Here is an 18020-nt window from a genome sequence, read left to right as displayed (position 1 = left end):
ATAATGACGCTAATGTGAATTTTTAAGTTTAAGGGTATTGTCATGGCCTCAGTCAACAAAGTTATTCTCGTCGGCAACCTGGGACGAGACCCCGAAGTCCGTTACAGCCCAGATGGGGCGGCCATTTGCAACGTCTCCATTGCCACCACCAGCACCTGGAAAGACAAGGCCTCGGGCGAAAAGCGCGAAGAAACCGAATGGCATCGCGTGGTGTTTTACAACCGTCTGGCCGAAATAGCCGGTGAATACCTTAAAAAAGGTCGTTCCGTGTATGTAGAGGGCCGCCTGAAAACCCGTAAATGGCAAGATAAAGACACCGGTGCCGATCGTTACAGTACCGATATCGTTGCCGATCAAATGCAAATGCTGGGCGGCCGCAACGACGACATGGGCGGCGGTGCCGAATACAACCAGGCGGCTGCGCCGCAACGCAGCCAGCGTCCGGCCCAGCCGCGTCCGGCTGCACCCCAGGCATCGCCTGCGGCAAACCTGGCCGATATGGATGACGATATTCCGTTCTAGGGGCTATACCTATATAGGACTGTAAATAAAAGCCCGGTAAACAATGTTTACCGGGCTTTTATTGCTTGTGCAGTTCGCGTAGTGCATTCTTGAGAATCTTGACGTAGCTGCTCTTCGGTAGTGAATCGATGAGATGGATTCGCGCATGAGCAAAGACGCGAACGCATCAAGCGCAAAATCTACAAAACCAGAGAACTGGCACACCAAGATAGCTTTGCCTACATCGAAATATTCCACAACCCAATTCGTCGACATAGTCATGCCGCGAACCTTTCGCCGGTAAACTACGAACGGCAATACTTTTCTGAGGCAGCCAACTAACAAGACTCATGGAACCAAACGTGAACAATCCTAGATGGACACAACGCCCTGAAGGCTCAAATTGGGGAGACTTCGGCCCGGATGACCAGCTTGGCCGACTCAATCTCATTACTCCGGAAAAGCTCAAGCAAGGCCTGTCCGAGGTCAAGGAAGGCAAATCCTTTTGTCTTAGCCTTCCATTGGATTACCCGGGGGGTACGGGGCTCAATCCGAATCGGCAGCCACCTATTCTGCGTCCGACATTGCGCCGGGGCAAAGTAAATGTGAACTGCCTGCTGGGCGAGCTCGATCCAGGCCGGACAGATGTATTGTCTGATGACCTGGCGATTCTCCATCTGCAATACTCAACGCAATGGGACGGCTTGGCGCACGTCGGTTCAATGTTTGACGTACACGGTGATGGGGTTAAACAGCCCGTCTATTACAACGGTTTTGTCGCCGGCGAAGACTTGATCGGGCCAAGCGAGGTCGCTGACGCCGGGCTCAACGACAGCATATCGAGTCACAGTACTTCTTGCGCCAAGGCGCTTGGTATTGAGCATATGGCCAGCACCTGTGTGCAAGGGCGCGCTGCAATGATCGATTTGCGTGCGCATTATGGTGACGCACCTACTTTGATCGGCTACGACGAGATGATGCGCGTGCTCGATACAGATGGCATCGAGATTGAACCCGGCGACATTGTTTGTTTGCATACTGGCTTTGCAGACCTTGTGCTGGGTATGAACAAGCAACCTGATCCTGCGGTACTGCATCACAGCTGCGCCGGTTTGGACGGCCGTGATTCGCGTCTTTTGCAGTGGATTACTGATAGCGGTTTGGCGGCGATCGCTGCCGATAACTACGCAGTCGAAGCATTTCCGGCACAGGGTGGCGATGCATGCTGTGCGGCTTTACCGCTGCATGAACACTGTTTGTTCAAACTAGGCGTTCACCTGGGCGAGTTGTGGCAACTGACACCATTGGCAAATTGGCTACGGGCGCGGGGCCGTTATCGATTTTTACTGACTGCGCCCCCTTTAAGGCTGCCGGGGGCATTTGCTTCGCCCGTGACGCCGGTAGCCACAGCATAAAAATGATTCCGACGGCCTGAGGCTTTATCCGGGGCCGTCGCTTAGTCTTACGGGATGTTTATTTTCTGCCTGAATGAATAATCATCGAGAAAGGCGTCGATGATGGCATCGACCGTGGAATCTGGCTCAAGCCCTAGTTCCAGCGCTTTTTTAGAGGAAAAGTGCGATGGCCAGCTATCTACGACATTTTGCAGTACCGGGTCCTTGTCCCATTCAATTGGCATGCTTGTGTCTGGTGCAAGTCGGTGGACAACAGCATCGGTAATTTGTTGCGGCGTAACGGTAAGGGCCGGCAAGTTCAGCGCCCGCGTCTCGGGAAATGCATGGGCAGGAACCGTGAGCAGCTTCAGCATGCTGCGTACCACGGTATCGACGGAAGCGACGGCCAATGCGGTATCGGGATGAATCGTGCAGACGGTGTGTTGTCCGCTTAGCGGTTCGCGAATCAGGGAAGCGATCCTGTCTGAAACACTGGCGGTGGGCGGCCCAGGATGGGTAAGAACAATCGGCAAGCGCAGCGAGCGCCCGTCCAGATACCCGCGCCTTGAATAGTCGTTAATCAGCTGTTCGCCAATGACCTTGTGCGCTCCGTAAGAGGTCTGCGGAGTCTGCCGCACATAGTCATCAACAGTTTCTGGCAGCTCGCCGCCGAATGTGGATACCGAACTGGCAAATATCAACTTAGGTGAATTGCCCTGCAAGCGGCACGCTTCCAGTAGTCGTATCAAGGCGTGAATGTTAATGTCCATGCCGCGTTCAAATGAGTTTTCCGCAACCAGGGTCAGTGCCGCTGCAAGATGGAATACCGCGTCGATAGGATGCCTGAAAAGGCTTTCAAACAGCTGTGGATCAAGGATGTCGCCGGCGACGAACGTGACATTGTCAAGCCTGAAGGCGGCATCAGAAGCCTCCGCACGTAAATCGCTCGCGATAATCTGAGCCTCCGGGTATGCTCGCGCCAACTCTTGAACCAAGCGTGTGCCAATAAAGCCGGACGCACCAAGTACTAATATTCTCATGATTGATTCTTTGCTTTCAAATGGATGGGGGTGGAACCCGGGTTGCGCGATTGCAGCCCGTGAACAAGAGTGCTGACCATTTGATCGGCCAGGTATCTACGGTTTTCGATGCTGCCGTCTTTTTCAGGTCGATACCAAATCAATGCCCATTGCAGGCCGCCCAGCATGGTCTTGACGGCTATCGAAGTATTTAAATCACCCACTGATCCATCTGCCTTGGCAAGATGGGTTTGATCTTTAAAGAGCTGCTCGAACCGATCCCGGCTTGCTATTAACTCGTCCAGCACCTTGCGTTGGCCTGGTGTGAGTGCACCATAGCGATGCAGTTGTACGCCCTGGACGACTACGCTTTCGAATGCGTGATGCTCAAACAGGGCCAGAGCGTGTGCGTGCAGCATGGCAGCAAGCACGGTGATGCCGTTACCGGCCGTTCTTTGAGCAGGCAAGACAGCAGCAAACAAGCGGCTCATGCCTTCGCGATGAATCTCGAAAAACAAGTCGGTCTTCGATGCATAGTAATGGTAGATTCGTCCTTTGGTGGCATGCATGCGGCGAGCGACGTCATCAATGCTAGTTGCATTGAAGCCTTGCTCCATAAAGCACTCGGCGGCTAACTGCAGAATTTCCTGCTGGGGCGTGAGTTCAGTGCTCATTTAGCGACCCCAGATTGCATGTCGCGGCTCAGCTGTTTTGCATAGGTCCGAAAATCTACTTCTAGCGTATAGCGCGCCGAACCTACGTATTGACGTGCGATCTCGTCGTTGTGTGTTTTGATTTCTTCCTGCATAACCGACCGCGAGGGCAAGGTTGTTTCGCCGGAAAGCACGGATGCAAGCCAACGTGCCTGTACCTCTACCAAGGGGATGGTTGGGCCTATGGGCTGGACCAGGCCGACCATGTACAAGCCAGGGAGGTCGACTGGCAACATGCGACGATACAACTCGACCTTGCCGTCTTTAACTTCGAACAGGGAACGGTCGAGGAATGGGAAAGTGGTTTTGTAGCCTGTCGCCTGAATGATCACATCAACCGGCTCAGTTGTTTCGTCTTCAAACTGTACGTGTGTGCCCAGCAACTGTTTGATGTTGGGCTTTACGCGTATCCAGCCATGACCGCAATAGGGAATGAGTTCCTGGCTCAAGGTTGCGTGTTCTCGCCAGATTTCATGTTTGGGCCGAGGGATGCCGAATCGTGTTTGATCACCGGTTACAAGATAGGCTAGCCGCTGCATGATCGAACGGGTGCGCCGGGTAGATAGGCGGAATGTTCTGGCAATGTACGAGGAAACCTGGTCCATTGGATAGCCCATGAAGTATTTCGGCATGATCCATGCACTGCGACGCGTGGACAGCAGCGTACTTTTGGCCCCCTTGCAAACGTCAACGGCAATGTCGACTGCTGAATTGCCAATGCCGACGACCAAAACATTTTTATCTTTGAATGGCTCGGAGGTTTTGTAATAGTGTGAATGCAGTTGCTCGCCATTGAAATGGCCATCGAACTGCGCGGTTCGTGGGTCCCAAAGATGCCCGTTCGCCACGAGCACGGCGCGGTAGCGCTTTTGAGTACCATCACCGAGCGTGACAAGCCAGGTGTCGTCTTTCGGTTCGATCCGCTCTACGCGCGTTTTGAACTGAATGTGTTCCATCACCTCGAAATGCTTCGCATAACTTTCCAGGTACTCAAGCACCTCGAAGTGGGAGAGGAAGTCAGGATAGTGATCGGGGATGGGAAAGTCGGAATAGCCCAGATTTTTGCGGCTTGTATCGATATGAAGACTGCGGTACGCCGAGGACCGCCCGTTATCATTCTGGTAGCGCCACATCCCGCCTATGTTGGAGCCTATTTCATAACATTCGAATGCCACGCCTTTTTCTTTTAATGCTTTGGCCGCAGCAACTCCCGAAGACCCTGCTCCGATGATGCAAACAGGTAGCAGGGTGTTGGCGTTAGGTCCCGGACGGGCAGTATCCATACTCTTTCCGTTTAACATAGCAAAGAGCCAACATACTACTCAGTATGTTGACGTCATGCAAGCCCCTCAATCGTGGCGAAAAGACGATTGCCGGGTGGAGTTCGGTTGCTTACTGCACATACCGGGCACACATACTATTGGGCCGGAGTTTGCCTATTCAATAAAGCTCGCGCTTATACTTCCCACCCAGCCGAAGTCCATAGAGACGCGCTGCCCGGGAGCCACTGGAATGGGCGCAACGCAGGACCCAGTAGTCACAAATTGTCCTTGCTTCAAGGCTAGTTGATTTTCTCGCAACTCGTTCGCCAACCAGCACAGGGCGATGATGGGATCACCCAGCACATTGGCACCGCTACCTGTGAATTGGCGTCCATCGTTCACGGATGCCTGTACAGGAAGGTTGATCAGTCCATCAATTGCGCCGATATCAGTGGCGGCCGCGCCTAGCACCATCTGATGGGAGCAGGCGCAATCGGCAATAAGCTGCGCTTCTCCGGCATCTTCAAAATTCAGGAAGCGTGAGTTGGGTATCTCGATGCCGGGATGGATGGCGCTTACTGCCGCCAGTACTTCTTCTCGCGTGTAGGGCTTGGATTGAAACGGCAGCGTTTGCCCCATCATGAAAACGAACTCACCCTCGGCCACACACATGCGATTGCCTGCTAGTGAAATCCCTGCGCCATCGCTCAACATCTTGCCCGCAAAAACAGGCCCTGCCAACGGGCCGCTTACCCCAATGTGACGCTGCCCGGCTGCACTGGTGGCAGCGATTTTCCAGCCGGCGATGTCCTGGCCAAGCTCGTGCGTCCACCATGACTGAATGGCATACCCTTCTTTACGATTGCGGGGTCTTAGACCCATGGGCAGCTGCTCAAGGTGCTTGCCGTTACGCCAATGCGCGCTCAGGCTGGCTGCCGCCTGACGGGCTACTTCGCTTTCTTGCATTCGCTGTTCTCCTAAAAAAGCAGGCGGTTAAGGATGCCTTGCTTGTCTCTTTGGGTATGATCAATCAATAATAGATTTATATCATTAAGGAGACTCACAATATGTCCGGGCAAAAAGGCTATATCTATGCCGAGTTGGCGGTTAATGACTCAAGCTATTTTTTTAGTGAATATATGCCTCGGGTCAAGCCGGTGCTCGAGCAGTACGACGCAAAATTTCTTGTCGCGCAGGATGACCCCGAGGTGATCGAAGGGGGGCGCAAGGTCAAGCGTATCGTGTTCATTGAGTTTGACAGTCCTGAAAAAGCGCGCGAATTCTACTATTCCAAGGATTATCAGGACATCATTCAGTACCGGTTTGATTCGGCCAGTGCCCATCTTTATCTTTTGGATGGCGTCGCGCCCTGATTATTGATGTTGACAGGCATTCCAAATAAAGCACAGGAGAAATAATGAGCACGGTCTTTGGCAAATGCATCGTCAATGAACCCGGTGGCCCGTCTGCCATTGAGTGGGTGCAGGAAACGCTGTCGGCCCCGGCTGATGATGAAGTTTCATTGCAGCAAGAGGCGATCAGCGTCGACTTTATCGATATCCAGATACGCAAGGGCTCCATGGGCTTGCCTTTGCCAACAGGCCTGGGTTTCAGTGCCGTCGGTAAGGTCGTGGCTAAAGGTAAACAGGTCACGGGCCTGGAGGTGGGAGACCGCGTTGCATACAGCCACTCTGTGGCGGGTGCGTACGCGGAGTATCGCAACATCCCTGCAGATCGCGCCTTTCGATTGCCCGATCAGTCGCTGGCACCTGAGGTGGCTGCAGGCGCCTTGTTCCGAGGATTGACGGCTTGGTACCTGGCTACGCGCATGAAGCCCATCGCTATGGGCGATACGGTTCTGGTGCACGCTGCGGCAGGAGGTGTAGGCCTGATTCTGGCACAGTGGCTCAAGCATCTGGGCGCCACGGTGATTGGCGTGGTGCGCGGCGCTGACAAACAGCGTTTGGCGCTGCAAAATGGCTGCGCGCACGCCATAGACTCATCAAGCGAAGATTTTGTCGAGCGGGTCAAGGTCTTAACGGACGGCAGAGGCGTCAGTATCGTCTTCGATAGCGTAGGCAAGGATACCTTTGAAGCCTCGCTGGATTGTCTGGCTCGCTTCGGCCTGATGGTGTCGTATGGCTGGGCGTCTGGCGATATAGAGCCGGTGTCATTGCCGGCACTGCGTAATCGAGGCTCGCTCTTTATTACACGTCCGACGATTTCGCATTACACTGCCGAGGCGTCTGATTTTCAGGAAGGTGCGGCTGCGCTTTTTGAACTCATGGCCAGTGGTGCTATTCAGCTTACGGTGGGGCAAACCTTTGCCTTGCGTGATGCTGGCAAGGCGCACGAAGCGCTGGCAAGCAGAGGCACTGTGGGCTCTACTGTGCTTGTTCCGTAATGGGCTTGAGCCCCAGGGAGCGATTGCATTCACCCCCTGACTCAAGTCATCAGCCATCCGCCTGCCACATCCAGGATCTGGCCCGTGACGAAGCGGGCCTGATCCGATGCGAAAAAGACGCAGGCGTCGGCTACCTCTTCAGGTGTACCCAGGCGTTTCAAGGCCGTGACCTGGGCCACGGCATCGTTGGTTTCTTGTGACACCATTTTCAGCAGTGGAGTGCTGATGCGTCCTGGCGCCAGGCCATTGACAGTAATGTTGTATTCTCCCAAGTCGGCGGCCCAGTGGCGGGTGGCACCGATCAGGGCTGCCTTGGTGGCCGCATAATGCGCGGCGACAATATCGCAGTAGGCTTTGCCGGCCACGGACGACATATTGATGATGCGGCCGTCGCGCTTCTGGATCATGTCTGGTGTAACCAGACGGGTCATGTAGAAGGCGCTGTTCAGGTTGACCGACATCACGGTGTCCCATTCCTGGGGCGGCATTTCCCATACTTTAAGCGCCTTGCCATTTTGCTTGGGTGAGATGCCTACGTTATTGACCAGGATGTCGATGGTGCCCAACTTTGTCTTGATGGCGGAAACGGCCGCTTCGCATTCGGCAAACTGACCGACATCGGCACTGACATAAAACACTTTGTGGCCCGCGGCTGTCAGCTCTGCTCCCAGGGCCTGGCCTGCCACTGCATTGGTGTCGACCATGCCTACGCTGGCGCCCTCGGCGACCAGCGCCCTGACGATGGCTGATCCTATGCCACCCACGGCACCGGTGACCAATGCGGTCTTATTGCTGAATCTCATCATTCATCCTTGATCTTCAGTGCAATCTTGCCGATATGCGTGCTGCTTTCCATGAGCTCATGCGCCTTTTGTGCCTCGTGCATGGGGAATACGCTATGTATGATGGGAGTACAGCGCCCTTGCTCCATAAGCGGAACGACGTGTTCGATCAAGGCCTGGGCGATCTGTCCTTTGTCTTCGTCGCTACGAGGACGCAGGGTTGAGCCAGTGAAGGTCAGGCGTTTGGTCATCAAAGGCGTGGCATCGATGTGATCTTTGCTGCCTTGCAGAAAGGCGATTTGCACCAGGCGACCATTGAGCGCCAGGGTGTGGATATTGCGATTGATATATTCACCGCCCACCATATCAAGAATAAGGTCCATGCCGTAGCGGTCGGTGTCTTTCAGGATGACTTCCTTGAAGTCTTGTTCCTTGTACAGAATGGTATGTGAGGCGCCGGCTTTTTTGCAGGCTTGGGCTTTTTCAGTGTTGCCCACAGTGGTCCAGACTTCGGCGCCGAATGCGTGGGCAAGCTGGATGGCCGTCAGGCCTATGCCGCTGGAGCCGCCGTGGACCAGAATTTTTTCGCCTTTGCGCAGATGGCCGCGTTCAAAGACATTGGTCCAGACGGTGAAGTAGTTCTCGGGAATACAGGCGGCACTGACCATGTCCATCCCTTTGGGTACAGGCAGGCAATGGCGTTCGTCGGCCAGACAGTACTCGGCGTAGCCGCCACCAGGCGTCAGCGCGCAGACCTTGTCGCCAATCTTGCGATCTTGCACGTCGGGGCCGACGGCAGTGACGATGCCCGATACTTCCAGACCCAAATAGGGTGATGCACCCGGAGGAGGTGGATAAAGCCCCGAGCGCTGCAGGACGTCGGGACGATTCACGCCGGCATAATGCACGGCGATCAGGACCTGCCGCCCGGCAGGCTGTGGAATTTCCCGTTCGCTGATCTGCATGCAGCTTGCTGCGCCGCCTTGCCCATGGTCGATGAATTTGAATGATGTAGACATGATGTTGTTTCTCGCTTGATGCTGGGGCTGCCAAAGGTGACGCCTTTGGCAGCATTAACAATTAACTGGCATTAATGACCGAGATAGGCTTTCTTGATGTGTGCGTTGCCCAGCAGCTCCTCGCCGGTGCCTGTCATGACGATGGCACCGTTTTCGAGGACATAGCCGCGGTCGGCCAGGCGCAGGGTTTTGAATACGTTTTGTTCGACCAATAAAACCGTAACGCCGTGGTTGGTAATATCGCGCACAATGTCGAACATTTGCTGCACCAGTATGGGCGACAGCCCCAATGAGGGCTCATCGAACATGAGCAGCTTGGGATTGGCCATCATGCCGCGGGCGATGGCCACCATTTGCTGCTCTCCGCCGGATAAAGATCCGGCAAGCTGATCCAGGCGTTCTTTGACCCGCGGGAAGATTTGCAGAACCTCGTCCATCTTCTGCTGAACGATGGGGCGTGCTGAGCGCTTGAACGAGCCCATGATGAGATTGTCGCGGACGGTAAAGTTGGGGAATAGCTGCCGGCCCTCAGGGATCATGCTGATACCGCTTTCCACCACATCGTAGGTGGTATGACCGGTTAGATCCCGGCCTTCGAACTCTATGGTTCCCGACATGGCAGGAATAACGCCGCATAGGGTTTTCAGGGTGGTGGTCTTGCCGGCACCATTGGCCCCAATCAAGGTAACGATTTCGCCCTTGTTGACTTCAAAATCCAGACCATTGAGCACCTGTGTTTTGCCATAGCCGGAATGCAGATTGGAAACTTTAAGCATCGGCGAACTCCTTGCCCAGATATGCTTCGATAACGGCCGGATTCTCGACCACTTCTTTGGGTGGTCCACTGACCAGGACCTTGCCTTCGTTGATGACGATGATTCGGTCAGACAAGGCCATGGTGGCCTGCATCATGTGCTCGATAAGCAAGATGGATACGCCCGAGTCGCGGATTCGGCGCAGCATGATGACCGCCTTTTCAAGGTCGGCCGGATTCAGGCCGGCCATGACCTCGTCGAGCAGCAGGATCTTGGGACGGATGGCCAGTGCACGGGCGATTTCCAGGCGCTTCATGCCTCCGACCGTCAGGTTGCGGGCTTCGGTTTGCAGGAGGCCGGTCAAGTCGGTTTGTTCGGCGACCTCGAGAGCGATTTGTTCGGCCTCATCACGGTTGGAGGTGCCGATGAAGGCTCCGAGCATGATGTTTTCGAGTACTGTCAGGCCGGTGAACGGCTTGGCTGTCTGGAAGGTGCGGCCCAGGCCTTTGTGGGCGAATTCGTCGGGTGTCTTGCAGTGTACCCAGTTGCCGTCCCGATCGAGCAGCGAGACCGTGCCTTTGTCGGGCCTAAGAAAACCCGACATCTGATTGAATACGGTGGTTTTGCCTGCACCGTTAGGACCTATGATGGCCAGAATCTCGTTCTGGTAGAGCTCCAGGGAGACATTGTCGGTGGCCTTCAGGCCACCAAAGTTTTTATATAGCCCCTCGGCTTTCAGCACGGGTTTCCCGGGGTTGATGGCATGGCCGCTGGCCATCTCGTGCTTGGGTTCAAGTTTGGCGGGACGGATCCCCAGGTAAGGCAGTTTGGCCAGCAGCTTTTCTATACGTGGACCGAATGCGCCTGCCAGCCCGTGAGGAATGGTGAGCACGACAACAACCAGGATAATGCCGTAGACCAGTCCGTGCATGCCATTACCTACGCTGCTGAGCCAGCCGCGCGCCAGCTCGGCAATGGGCAGCACCAGGAAGGCTCCTGCAATAGGCCCCGAAATCGTACCCAGTCCGCCGATCAGGGCGAACATGGCTATTTGAATGGATAGCTCGAGCGAGAAGGCGGAGGCGGGGTCGACAAAAGTAAGGTAGGTAATGTGAAAGGTACCGACAATGCTGGTGAGCATGGCGGAAATCACGGCGGCCCGTATTTTTATTTTGGCCGTTGCGATGCCGACCGCCCTGGCGGCGTCCTCGCGCTCGCGGATGGCGATCAGATAATGGCCCATGCGTGATTTGCGCACATACCATGAGGCCCACACCACCATGACGAAAATGAAAAATGCGATGTAGACGTAGTTGATCTTTTCGCGGAAAACAATCCAGGTCCAGCCTATGCTCAGGGGGATGCTGATGCCACTGGAGCCGCCTGTCCAGCTTTCTTCGTGGATGACCAGCAGGCGCACTACTTCGAGAATGGCAATGGTGGCCAACGCGAAGAAAGGCCCCTTCAGGCGCAGGGTAGGGTAGCTGATGATGACGGCGACCAGGCCCGAAATAATGGCACCGGCAAACATGCCCAGCCAGGGTGTAATGCCGAAGTTCTGGGTAAGCAGTGTGGCGGTGTAGCCGCCTATGCCATAGAACACGGCATGTCCGAGGGATAATTGGCCCGCGTAACCACCCACGATATTCCAGGCCACAGAGAGCGCCGAGAAAACAAAAAGCAGTACAAAAAGGTTGGTCCAGAAGGACGTGCCCATGACCACGGGGATCAAGAGCATGATGGCCATCAGAATAACGCTGACATAGGCCTTGGGACTACGAAAATCAGGAAACAAGGCTCACTCCTTATTCTGTGCCAAAGCCAAACAGGCCGTTGGGTCGGACGACGAGTATCAGCAGGAAAATGCCGAAGTAGACGACTTCTTTCAAGTCGGGAGCAATGTAGTAGCCGGCCAGCGTGTCGATGACGCCGATAATCATGGAGCCGGCGACTGCGCCGTACAGGCTGCCCATGCCGCCGAGCACCACAATGACGAAGGCGGTCAGTACAAAGTAAGTGCCGACAGTAGGAAAGACGGGATACTGCGGTGCCAGCAGGCCGGCGGCGATACCCACGAAAGCGGTTCCCAGGCCAAACGCCACAATGTACACATGCTTGACGTTTACGCCCATCAGCAGGGCTGCGTAACGATGTTGGGCCACGGCGCGCAGCGCCCGACCAAGGTAGGTGCGGTGCATGAACAGGTGCAACAGTACGGCCAGGCAGATGGCTATCAGAAAGGTAATGATCTGGCCCGACACCATGGTGTAGCCGCCTATGTTGAGGGGAGTGACGCCTGTCTCGACCGATGCCCGGAACACGTTGGCGCCGAACAGGACCAGTGCCAGGTTCAGCAGAATCGTGGATAAGCCGACTGTGGCAAAAATCTGTATGTGCTCGTCAGAATTAAGCAAGGGTTCGATGATGACTTTTTGTGTGAGCGCGCCCAGGGCAAATAGAATGACCGCGATGGGGATCAGGCCGACGTAAGGGTGAATGCCAAAATTGGCGGCTAGCAGGTAAACCATATACATGCCGACCATCAAAAAATCGCCGTGGGCGAAATTGACAACACGCACGACACCGAAAATCAGCGTCAGGCCCAGGCTAATAATGGTGTAGGCGCCGCCCAGCAGCAATCCGTTGATGAGCAACTGTATGAAGATATCCATGGCACAACCTTGAGTAATAAGAAAAAACCAGGCATCCGCCAGGACGCCCGTGTTTTTAAAGAACAGCGATCGTTATTACTTGTTGAAAACAGGTTTGCCTAAAGCGAGGTTCTCGGGGGCAATAGTGACCAGGTCATCTTTTTGCCATTGCATGAGATAGAAGGTGGACGCATTGTTCTGTCCGTCTTCGCCGAAGTCAAAGGCCCAGCCATTGGCTGTCGTGCCGACGTCTTTTTTGTAAGCCAGGACGGCTTCGCGGATTTTGTCGGGATCGGTGGATTTTGCGTTGGCCATGGCTTCGAGGAATGCTTTGGCGCCTACATAGTTGGCCAGGCTGTGGCCGGATTGCGGCTCGGCGTTATAGGCTGCTTTATAGGCACTGAGGAAATCCTTGAGTCCGGGGGCGCCTTCGGGGTTGATGGATGCCTGCGGAAAATCGAGGTCGAACACGCCATTCATGTCGGGACCGACTGCCTTGGCTGTATCGGCCAGCGAGTAGCCGCCACCCGCACCAATGATGATTTTGGGATCGAAGCCAGCTGCTTTGGCCTGGCTGAAGAACAAAATGGCATCGTTCTGGTATGCGGTATGCAGCACTACATTGACGCCAGCGCCCTTGAGTCGAAGTATCAAGGAGGAAAGATCGACGGTTTTAGCCGAATAAGGCAGAACTTCGGCGACTTTGTAGCCCAACTCACTGGCGCGCGCTTTTTCGGTGGCGCCTACGTCGGTGCCGTAAGGGCCGTCTTCGTGGATGATGCCGATGACGATGTCGTCTTTGCTCATGCCCATGCCAGGGGCAATGGTTTCATGCAGGGCGTTGACGACCGAAACGCCATAAAGGCCGGTATTGGGATTGCTGCGGAACAGATACTTATAGCCGCGAGTCGTGATTTTGTGCGCCGTGGCCCCCAGCTCGAAGTAGGGAATGCCAGCCAGCTCGGTGACGGGTGTTGCGGCATATGAAATACCGGAGGCATAGCTGCCGAATACCGCTGCAACGTCTTCAGAAGTTAGTCGTTTGGTTTCGGATACGGCTTGCGTCGGGTCAACCGCATCGGCTTTCAGGATGGTGATCTGTTCGCCGTTGAGCCCGCCGGCCTTGTTCATTTCGTTGACGGCGATCTCTAGGCCACGGAAGCTTTCCTGACCCAGCAAGGCAAGGGCGCCACTGAATGGGTAGACCGCACCAACCTTGACTTCGGCAGAGGCTGCGGTCGTCATGAGGACGCCGCAAGCAGCGAATGCCAGCGCTAATTTCTTCAACTTGACCATATGTAGGCTCCTTGCTTTAGTGTATGGGTGTCAGGGGATCAGGTCTGTATCCTTGTCTGAAAATATATGATATATGTTCTTCAGGAACAAACTTTGTCCTAGATCATTCTAGTTATGGAGGCACACCAGCGAATCGGGAATTTCCCCTAGCGCTTGCAGGATGCTCTGGGCGTACAGGGGTTGTGACTGTTTGCTTCGTCGTTGGCCAGGGCTTGCTCGGCTTCCCGCTCTGCCAGCCAGTCAACCATTATTTTTCCGCCCCAGGTCATGTCTGCCTGGATGGCTCGGGTGGCTGCTTCGGGATCGCGGGCTTTAAGGGCGTCGAGCACGGCTTCGTGGCGATGCTGTCGATCCGAATAATCGAGCCCCGAGGTCTTGACGTGGAATATCTTCAATATGGGGCCGGTGATGACCCAGAATGTTTCGACCGTGCTGATCAGCGTCGGCATACGACTGGCTTCAAGGATGGCGAAATGAAACTTGCGGTTCAGGTAACTCGCCCGGCCAGGGTTGGTGGAGGTCAGACTGATGAATTCGGCTTGCAGGGCCGTCAGATCGTCGAGCTCTTTGGTGCTGATCTGGCGTGCGGCCTCGGCAGCGCCCATGCCTTCAAGATGAAAGCGGATCTGCTGGATTTCGGCAAGGCGAGCGGAGTTTACAAATGGCACATATACGGCGGTTGCGGCCTGCATTTCCAGACCTTGTTCACTAATCAGCCGAAAAATGGCCTCGCGCACGGGCGTGATGGACACCCCCATTTCACGTGCAAGCTCGCCGATGACCAACCGTTCGCCAGGTTCGTATTGTCCATTGATAAGTGCCTCGCGTATCTGCTTGTAAACCTTTACGGAAAGGTTTTCCCTTTTGACAGGTTTCAGACTGGACATAGGAACTCATTAAGAAAATTAATCAGATTTTATCTGGATTCAATTTGCAATACCGCATTTACGTTGTATATCATATATCTTAATATGCGCTTTGTACGCTGCCCTGTCCAGGGGCACAATAATCGAATAGAAATATGGGGACCAGATCATGAGACAAATTACAGGCGAGACAAAGCTGTTCGGGATCCTTGCGGACCCCATCCATCATGTGAAAACCCCGCAGCGCATGAACGAACATTTCGCGCGTGCCAACTACGATGGCGTATTGGTGCCTTTTCATGCCACGCCCGATAATCTGGCTACCGTGCTGGACGGACTGCGCAAGCTGGAAAACCTGGTTGGCCTTATTGTCACCGTGCCGCATAAAACGGCGGTATTGGAGTTATGCGATGACGCGTCCGATACCACCCGGAAGATTGGCGCCGCCAATGTGGTGCGTCGTGAACCCAACGGTCGGCTAACAGCCCATATGCTGGATGGCGAAGGTTTTGTGCGTGGCCTGCAATCAGGCGGCCACGATATCAAAGGCAAATCGGCCTATATGGCGGGCGCTGGCGGCGCAGCCAATGCCATCGCCTTTGGCCTGGTGCAGTATGGGGTCAGTCGCCTGACCATCGCTAACCGTACCGTTGCCAAGGCCGAAGACCTCAAGGCCCGCATTCTCGACATCCATCCACAGGCCCACATTGATATCGGCACCGCCGATCCTTCTGGTCACGACTTGGTCGTCAATGCAACCTCTCTGGGCTTGAAAGAGGGTGATGCCCTCCCCATGGATGTCAACAAACTGGACGCCGGCCAACTGGTGTGCGAGGTGATCATGCAGCCCGAAGAAACCGCGCTGCTGCTCGCCGCCCGCAAACGAGGTTGCGCCGTGCATTACGGAGCGCCGATGCTGGCCAGCCAGATTGAGCTGATGGCCGAGTTCCTGGGCGTATCAAACTCGAAATAAGCCATGGCTGACTACGACTACATCATTGCGGGGGGCGGTACTGCAGGCTGCATACTTGCCAATCGCCTGTCGGCCGATGGCCGATACCGCGTCTTACTGGTCGAAGCCGGTCAGGATGCTAGCTCGATGTGGGTGCATATACCGGCCGGCTTCAGCAAGCTAATGGTCAATCCCCGCTTCAACTGGGGATTTCAGACCGAGCCAGAAGAGAACGTTCATGGCCGTACCATCGCAGTACCGCGCGGCAAGGGGCTAGGAGGCTCCACACTGATCAATGGCATGATTTATGTTCGGGGCCAGGCGCAGGATTACGATGCCTGGCAAGCCGCAGGCGCACAGGGGTGGGGCTACGATCAGGTTGAACCGTATTTTTGCAAACTCGAAAACTACGCTGGGGGTGGCGAGGCTCGAGGCAATAACGGGCCCATGCACCTGGAGCAGGTTGCCGAGCGCTTTCCGATATCGGATGCCTTCTTGCAAGCGGCCAAGGAAGACGGTCAGCGCTGGAACGACGACTATAACGATGGTGATCAAGAGGGCTTTGGCTATTATCAGGTCGTGCAGCACAAGGGCAGGCGCTGGAGTATTGTCGAGGGTTACTTGAACTCCGCGCGCCAGCGCAAGAATCTGTCTATCGAATCCAACGCTCATGTTCTGCGCTTGATTCTTGAAGGCAAGCGCTGTGTTGGTCTGGTGTATCGCAAAGACGGACAAGAAATCTCCGTCAAGGCAAAGCGTGAAACCCTGCTGTGTCTGGGTGCCATCCAGACGCCGCAGTTACTGGAACTGTCAGGCGTGGGTGACCCCGATGTTATTCGGGCGCAAGGTATTCCGCTGGCGCATGGTCTGGAAGGTGTAGGTGCCAACTACATTGATCACTTTGCTACCCGCATGAACTGGCGGGCGCAGAACACGACCACACTCAACGAAATGTCGCGCGGGCTGCCATTGGCTTGCCAGGTTGCACGCTACTATCTGCAGCGCAAAGGAATACTGACACTGGGGACCGGACTGGTCCATGGTTTCGTAAAAACGTCCGAACAACTCCAGACTCCGGATGTGCAATATTTTTTCGTACATGCAAGCTATGCCAATGCAGCCAATCGCGTGCTCGATAAAGAGCCAGGCATGACGATAGGGGTAGCCCAGCTTCGCCCCGAGTCGCGTGGCACCATACATATCAAATCTCCGAACCCACTTGATGGCCCGGCCATCCGGCCCAATTTTCTCGATGCGGCCGCCGACCGCGAATCTCTTGTCAAAGGCATGCAACTGGCGCGGCGCATTGTGGGCCAGCCGGCCATGCAGAGGTATGTGTCGTATGAAATGAATCCGGGCAAAGAGGTCGACACTTTCGACGAATGGCTGGAGTTTGCGCGGCAGACCGGCCAGACCATCTACCATCCCATCGGTACCTGCCGGATGGGTAATGACGACAAGGCGGTCACAGATCCACGCCTGCGCATCAGGGGTATGGATGGTGTGCGGGTGGTCGATGCGTCCGTCATGCCGCTGATGGTGTCAGGCAATACCCAGGCGGCCGTCATGATGGTGGCCGAGAAGGGCGCCGACATGATATTGCAGGACGCGCAGGCCTGAACCTTGCGCCTGCCCTGACATCTCGCTGGTAGCCATCGCGGTGTCAGAGCAACAGTCAGGCAGGCGGGAAGGCCAGATAAGTGTTCAGGCGTTCCGCTGCCTTGCGCAAATGGGTTTCGGCTGCGTGGGCCGCTGCATCGGGATCCTGGGCTTCAATGGCCCGCACGACGGCTTGATGTTCCTTTTGCACCTCTTCCACCAGGTCCTGGTGATACTGCGCCGTATTGCTGCGCGCACTGCGGATCAGGTGCCTGACGTGCTGCTCCAAGTATTCGTTAAGCGCAATGAAGTGGGGGTTTTGTGCTGCATCAACGATAGCTTGATGAAAGGCATAGTCTTCGGTATCGCCAAGCTGGTCGTTGGCAATGGCGTATTCCATACCTATCAGTGCCCGCTTGATGTTTTTCAGGTCTTGGGGAGTTCGGCGCAAGGCCGCAAGTCGGGCGGCAGCCCCTTCAATTGCGATCAGCAGCTCAAGCACATAAGCGACATCTTCCTTGTCGTCCAGACGGGTGGGATCCAGCCTGAATGTCTGCCTTGCTCCTCGTTCGTTCACGAACACGCCACGCCCTTGTTGTGAACTCACCAACCCTTCGGACTTCAGTTGCGATACCGCTTCGCGAACGACTGAGCGGCTGACGGAAAACTGCTCGCCGAGTTGCTTTTCACTGGGTAGTTTGTCACCTGGTTTCAGGCGTTGTTGTTCTATCTCTTGGGTGAGCCATTCGACAATAGGCATGGTAAGAGAGGGCGTCGGTCCGGAGGAGGAAGTATCGTCCATGTAAT

Annotated in this window: 18 protein-coding genes and 1 pseudogene; 7 read left to right on the top strand and 12 right to left on the bottom strand. The window is 55.2% G+C overall.

The annotated features are described in order from the left end of the window. The first annotated feature begins 42 nt into the window (after positions 1–42). The 3 genes and pseudogenes from ssb to ERD84_RS03080 all read left to right on the top strand — a co-directional run bounded on the left by ssb (position 43) and on the right by ERD84_RS03080 (position 1916). On the top strand, positions 43–522 hold the full coding sequence (gene ssb, locus ERD84_RS03090; RefSeq protein ID WP_130038162.1) for a single-stranded DNA-binding protein: 480 nt from the start codon (positions 43–45) through the stop codon (positions 520–522). 153 nt (positions 523–675) lie between these two features. Next, a pseudogene (locus ERD84_RS03085) lies at positions 676–843 on the top strand (IS3 family transposase); the annotation flags it as partial. 8 nt (positions 844–851) lie between these two features. After that, positions 852–1916 (top strand): cyclase family protein, encoded by a 1065-nt coding sequence (locus ERD84_RS03080; protein ID WP_130038161.1) that lies wholly within the window; start codon positions 852–854, stop codon positions 1914–1916. A gap of 47 nt (positions 1917–1963) precedes the next feature. Here ERD84_RS03080 and ERD84_RS03075 read toward each other — a convergent pair whose 3' ends face one another. From ERD84_RS03075 to ERD84_RS03060, 4 genes are all read right to left on the bottom strand, one after another. After that, positions 1964–2935 (bottom strand): NAD-dependent epimerase/dehydratase family protein, encoded by a 972-nt coding sequence (locus ERD84_RS03075; protein WP_130038160.1) that lies wholly within the window; start codon positions 2933–2935, stop codon positions 1964–1966. Beyond that, complete coding sequence (locus tag ERD84_RS03070) at positions 2932–3588, bottom strand: TetR/AcrR family transcriptional regulator (protein WP_130038158.1); 657 nt, start codon at positions 3586–3588, stop codon at positions 2932–2934. Before ERD84_RS03070 ends, ERD84_RS03075 begins: the two co-directional genes overlap by 4 nt. Further along, positions 3585–4910 carry an NAD(P)-binding domain-containing protein gene (locus tag ERD84_RS03065; RefSeq protein ID WP_130038157.1) on the bottom strand — a complete coding sequence of 442 codons (1326 nt, stop codon included), beginning with the start codon at positions 4908–4910 and terminating at the stop codon, positions 3585–3587. The genes ERD84_RS03070 and ERD84_RS03065 overlap by 4 nt, the downstream gene beginning before the upstream one ends. Before the next feature lie 153 nt (positions 4911–5063). Continuing rightward, positions 5064–5855, bottom strand: coding sequence for a 2-keto-4-pentenoate hydratase (locus tag ERD84_RS03060; protein ID WP_130038155.1), 792 nt, complete (start codon positions 5853–5855; stop codon positions 5064–5066). Positions 5856–5956: 101 nt separating this feature from the next. On the opposite strand from ERD84_RS03060, the gene ERD84_RS03055 reads away from it, so the two are divergent. Together ERD84_RS03055 and ERD84_RS03050 are read left to right on the top strand one after the other, a co-directional pair. Then, on the top strand, positions 5957–6262 hold the full coding sequence (locus ERD84_RS03055) for a DUF1330 domain-containing protein (RefSeq protein ID WP_130038154.1): 306 nt from the start codon (positions 5957–5959) through the stop codon (positions 6260–6262). A gap of 44 nt (positions 6263–6306) precedes the next feature. After that, on the top strand, positions 6307–7293 hold the full coding sequence (locus tag ERD84_RS03050) for a quinone oxidoreductase family protein (RefSeq protein ID WP_130038152.1): 987 nt from the start codon (positions 6307–6309) through the stop codon (positions 7291–7293). A 41-nt stretch (positions 7294–7334) separates the two neighbouring features. Here the strand turns inward: ERD84_RS03050 and ERD84_RS03045 are convergent, their stop codons facing one another. From ERD84_RS03045 to ERD84_RS03015, 7 genes are all read right to left on the bottom strand, one after another. Beyond that, a complete protein-coding gene (locus ERD84_RS03045) occupies positions 7335–8096 on the bottom strand; it encodes an SDR family NAD(P)-dependent oxidoreductase (protein ID WP_371743141.1) in 762 nt (253 codons plus the stop codon). Continuing rightward, positions 8096–9094: an NAD(P)H-quinone oxidoreductase gene (locus tag ERD84_RS03040; protein WP_130038148.1), complete on the bottom strand. Its 999-nt coding sequence runs from the start codon at positions 9092–9094 to the stop codon at positions 8096–8098. The genes ERD84_RS03045 and ERD84_RS03040 overlap by 1 nt, the downstream gene beginning before the upstream one ends. A gap of 71 nt (positions 9095–9165) precedes the next feature. Beyond that, positions 9166–9870 carry an ABC transporter ATP-binding protein gene (locus tag ERD84_RS03035; RefSeq protein WP_130038147.1) on the bottom strand — a complete coding sequence of 235 codons (705 nt, stop codon included), beginning with the start codon at positions 9868–9870 and terminating at the stop codon, positions 9166–9168. Continuing rightward, positions 9863–11644: a branched-chain amino acid ABC transporter ATP-binding protein/permease gene (locus ERD84_RS03030; protein WP_130038144.1), complete on the bottom strand. Its 1782-nt coding sequence runs from the start codon at positions 11642–11644 to the stop codon at positions 9863–9865. Before ERD84_RS03030 ends, ERD84_RS03035 begins: the two co-directional genes overlap by 8 nt. A gap of 10 nt (positions 11645–11654) precedes the next feature. Next, on the bottom strand, positions 11655–12521 hold the full coding sequence (locus tag ERD84_RS03025; RefSeq protein WP_130038141.1) for a branched-chain amino acid ABC transporter permease: 867 nt from the start codon (positions 12519–12521) through the stop codon (positions 11655–11657). Between the two features lie 75 nt (positions 12522–12596). Further along, positions 12597–13796: an ABC transporter substrate-binding protein gene (locus ERD84_RS03020; RefSeq protein ID WP_130038139.1), complete on the bottom strand. Its 1200-nt coding sequence runs from the start codon at positions 13794–13796 to the stop codon at positions 12597–12599. Between the two features lie 146 nt (positions 13797–13942). Beyond that, on the bottom strand, positions 13943–14683 hold the full coding sequence (locus tag ERD84_RS03015) for a GntR family transcriptional regulator (protein WP_245150602.1): 741 nt from the start codon (positions 14681–14683) through the stop codon (positions 13943–13945). A 148-nt stretch (positions 14684–14831) separates the two neighbouring features. On the opposite strand from ERD84_RS03015, the gene ERD84_RS03010 reads away from it, so the two are divergent. Both ERD84_RS03010 and ERD84_RS03005 read left to right on the top strand, forming a co-directional pair. Continuing rightward, positions 14832–15635 carry a shikimate dehydrogenase family protein gene (locus ERD84_RS03010; RefSeq protein WP_130038136.1) on the top strand — a complete coding sequence of 268 codons (804 nt, stop codon included), beginning with the start codon at positions 14832–14834 and terminating at the stop codon, positions 15633–15635. 3 nt (positions 15636–15638) lie between these two features. Further along, positions 15639–17234 carry a GMC family oxidoreductase gene (locus ERD84_RS03005; protein ID WP_130038133.1) on the top strand — a complete coding sequence of 532 codons (1596 nt, stop codon included), beginning with the start codon at positions 15639–15641 and terminating at the stop codon, positions 17232–17234. Between the two features lie 55 nt (positions 17235–17289). Here the strand turns inward: ERD84_RS03005 and ERD84_RS03000 are convergent, their stop codons facing one another. Beyond that, on the bottom strand, positions 17290–18015 hold the full coding sequence (locus ERD84_RS03000; RefSeq protein WP_130038131.1) for a FadR/GntR family transcriptional regulator: 726 nt from the start codon (positions 18013–18015) through the stop codon (positions 17290–17292). Positions 18016–18020 lie beyond the last annotated feature (5 nt).

The organism is Pollutimonas harenae (genome assembly GCF_004153685.1).
GTDB classification, from domain to species: domain Bacteria; phylum Pseudomonadota; class Gammaproteobacteria; order Burkholderiales; family Burkholderiaceae_B; genus Pusillimonas_C; species Pusillimonas_C harenae.
The sequence above is the reverse complement of the archived record's forward strand: the minus strand, read 5'-3'. Positions and strand labels throughout refer to the sequence as shown.

Bases quoted from the DNA above. Each gene is read 5' to 3' on its own strand.
- ERD84_RS03000 (WP_130038131.1), bottom strand. From the start codon at position 18,015: ATGGACGATACTTCCTCCTCCGGACCGACGCCCTCTCTTACCATGCCT.
- ERD84_RS03070 (WP_130038158.1), bottom strand. From the start codon at position 3,588: ATGAGCACTGAACTCACGCCCCAGCAGGAAATTCTGCAGTTAGCCGCC.
- ERD84_RS03055 (WP_130038154.1), top strand. From the start codon at position 5,957: ATGTCCGGGCAAAAAGGCTATATCTATGCCGAGTTGGCGGTTAATGAC.
- ERD84_RS03010 (WP_130038136.1), top strand. From the start codon at position 14,832: ATGAGACAAATTACAGGCGAGACAAAGCTGTTCGGGATCCTTGCGGAC.
- ERD84_RS03040 (WP_130038148.1), bottom strand. From the start codon at position 9,094: ATGTCTACATCATTCAAATTCATCGACCATGGGCAAGGCGGCGCAGCA.
- ERD84_RS03035 (WP_130038147.1), bottom strand. From the start codon at position 9,870: ATGCTTAAAGTTTCCAATCTGCATTCCGGCTATGGCAAAACACAGGTG.
- ERD84_RS03075 (WP_130038160.1), bottom strand. From the start codon at position 2,935: ATGAGAATATTAGTACTTGGTGCGTCCGGCTTTATTGGCACACGCTTG.
- ERD84_RS03005 (WP_130038133.1), top strand. From the start codon at position 15,639: ATGGCTGACTACGACTACATCATTGCGGGGGGCGGTACTGCAGGCTGC.
- ssb (WP_130038162.1), top strand. From the start codon at position 43: ATGGCCTCAGTCAACAAAGTTATTCTCGTCGGCAACCTGGGACGAGAC.
- ERD84_RS03080 (WP_130038161.1), top strand. From the start codon at position 852: ATGGAACCAAACGTGAACAATCCTAGATGGACACAACGCCCTGAAGGC.
- ERD84_RS03015 (WP_245150602.1), bottom strand. From the start codon at position 14,683: ATGTCCAGTCTGAAACCTGTCAAAAGGGAAAACCTTTCCGTAAAGGTT.
- ERD84_RS03065 (WP_130038157.1), bottom strand. From the start codon at position 4,910: ATGGATACTGCCCGTCCGGGACCTAACGCCAACACCCTGCTACCTGTT.
- ERD84_RS03020 (WP_130038139.1), bottom strand. From the start codon at position 13,796: ATGGTCAAGTTGAAGAAATTAGCGCTGGCATTCGCTGCTTGCGGCGTC.
- ERD84_RS03045 (WP_371743141.1), bottom strand. From the start codon at position 8,096: ATGAGATTCAGCAATAAGACCGCATTGGTCACCGGTGCCGTGGGTGGC.
- ERD84_RS03050 (WP_130038152.1), top strand. From the start codon at position 6,307: ATGAGCACGGTCTTTGGCAAATGCATCGTCAATGAACCCGGTGGCCCG.
- ERD84_RS03060 (WP_130038155.1), bottom strand. From the start codon at position 5,855: ATGCAAGAAAGCGAAGTAGCCCGTCAGGCGGCAGCCAGCCTGAGCGCG.
- ERD84_RS03025 (WP_130038141.1), bottom strand. From the start codon at position 12,521: ATGGATATCTTCATACAGTTGCTCATCAACGGATTGCTGCTGGGCGGC.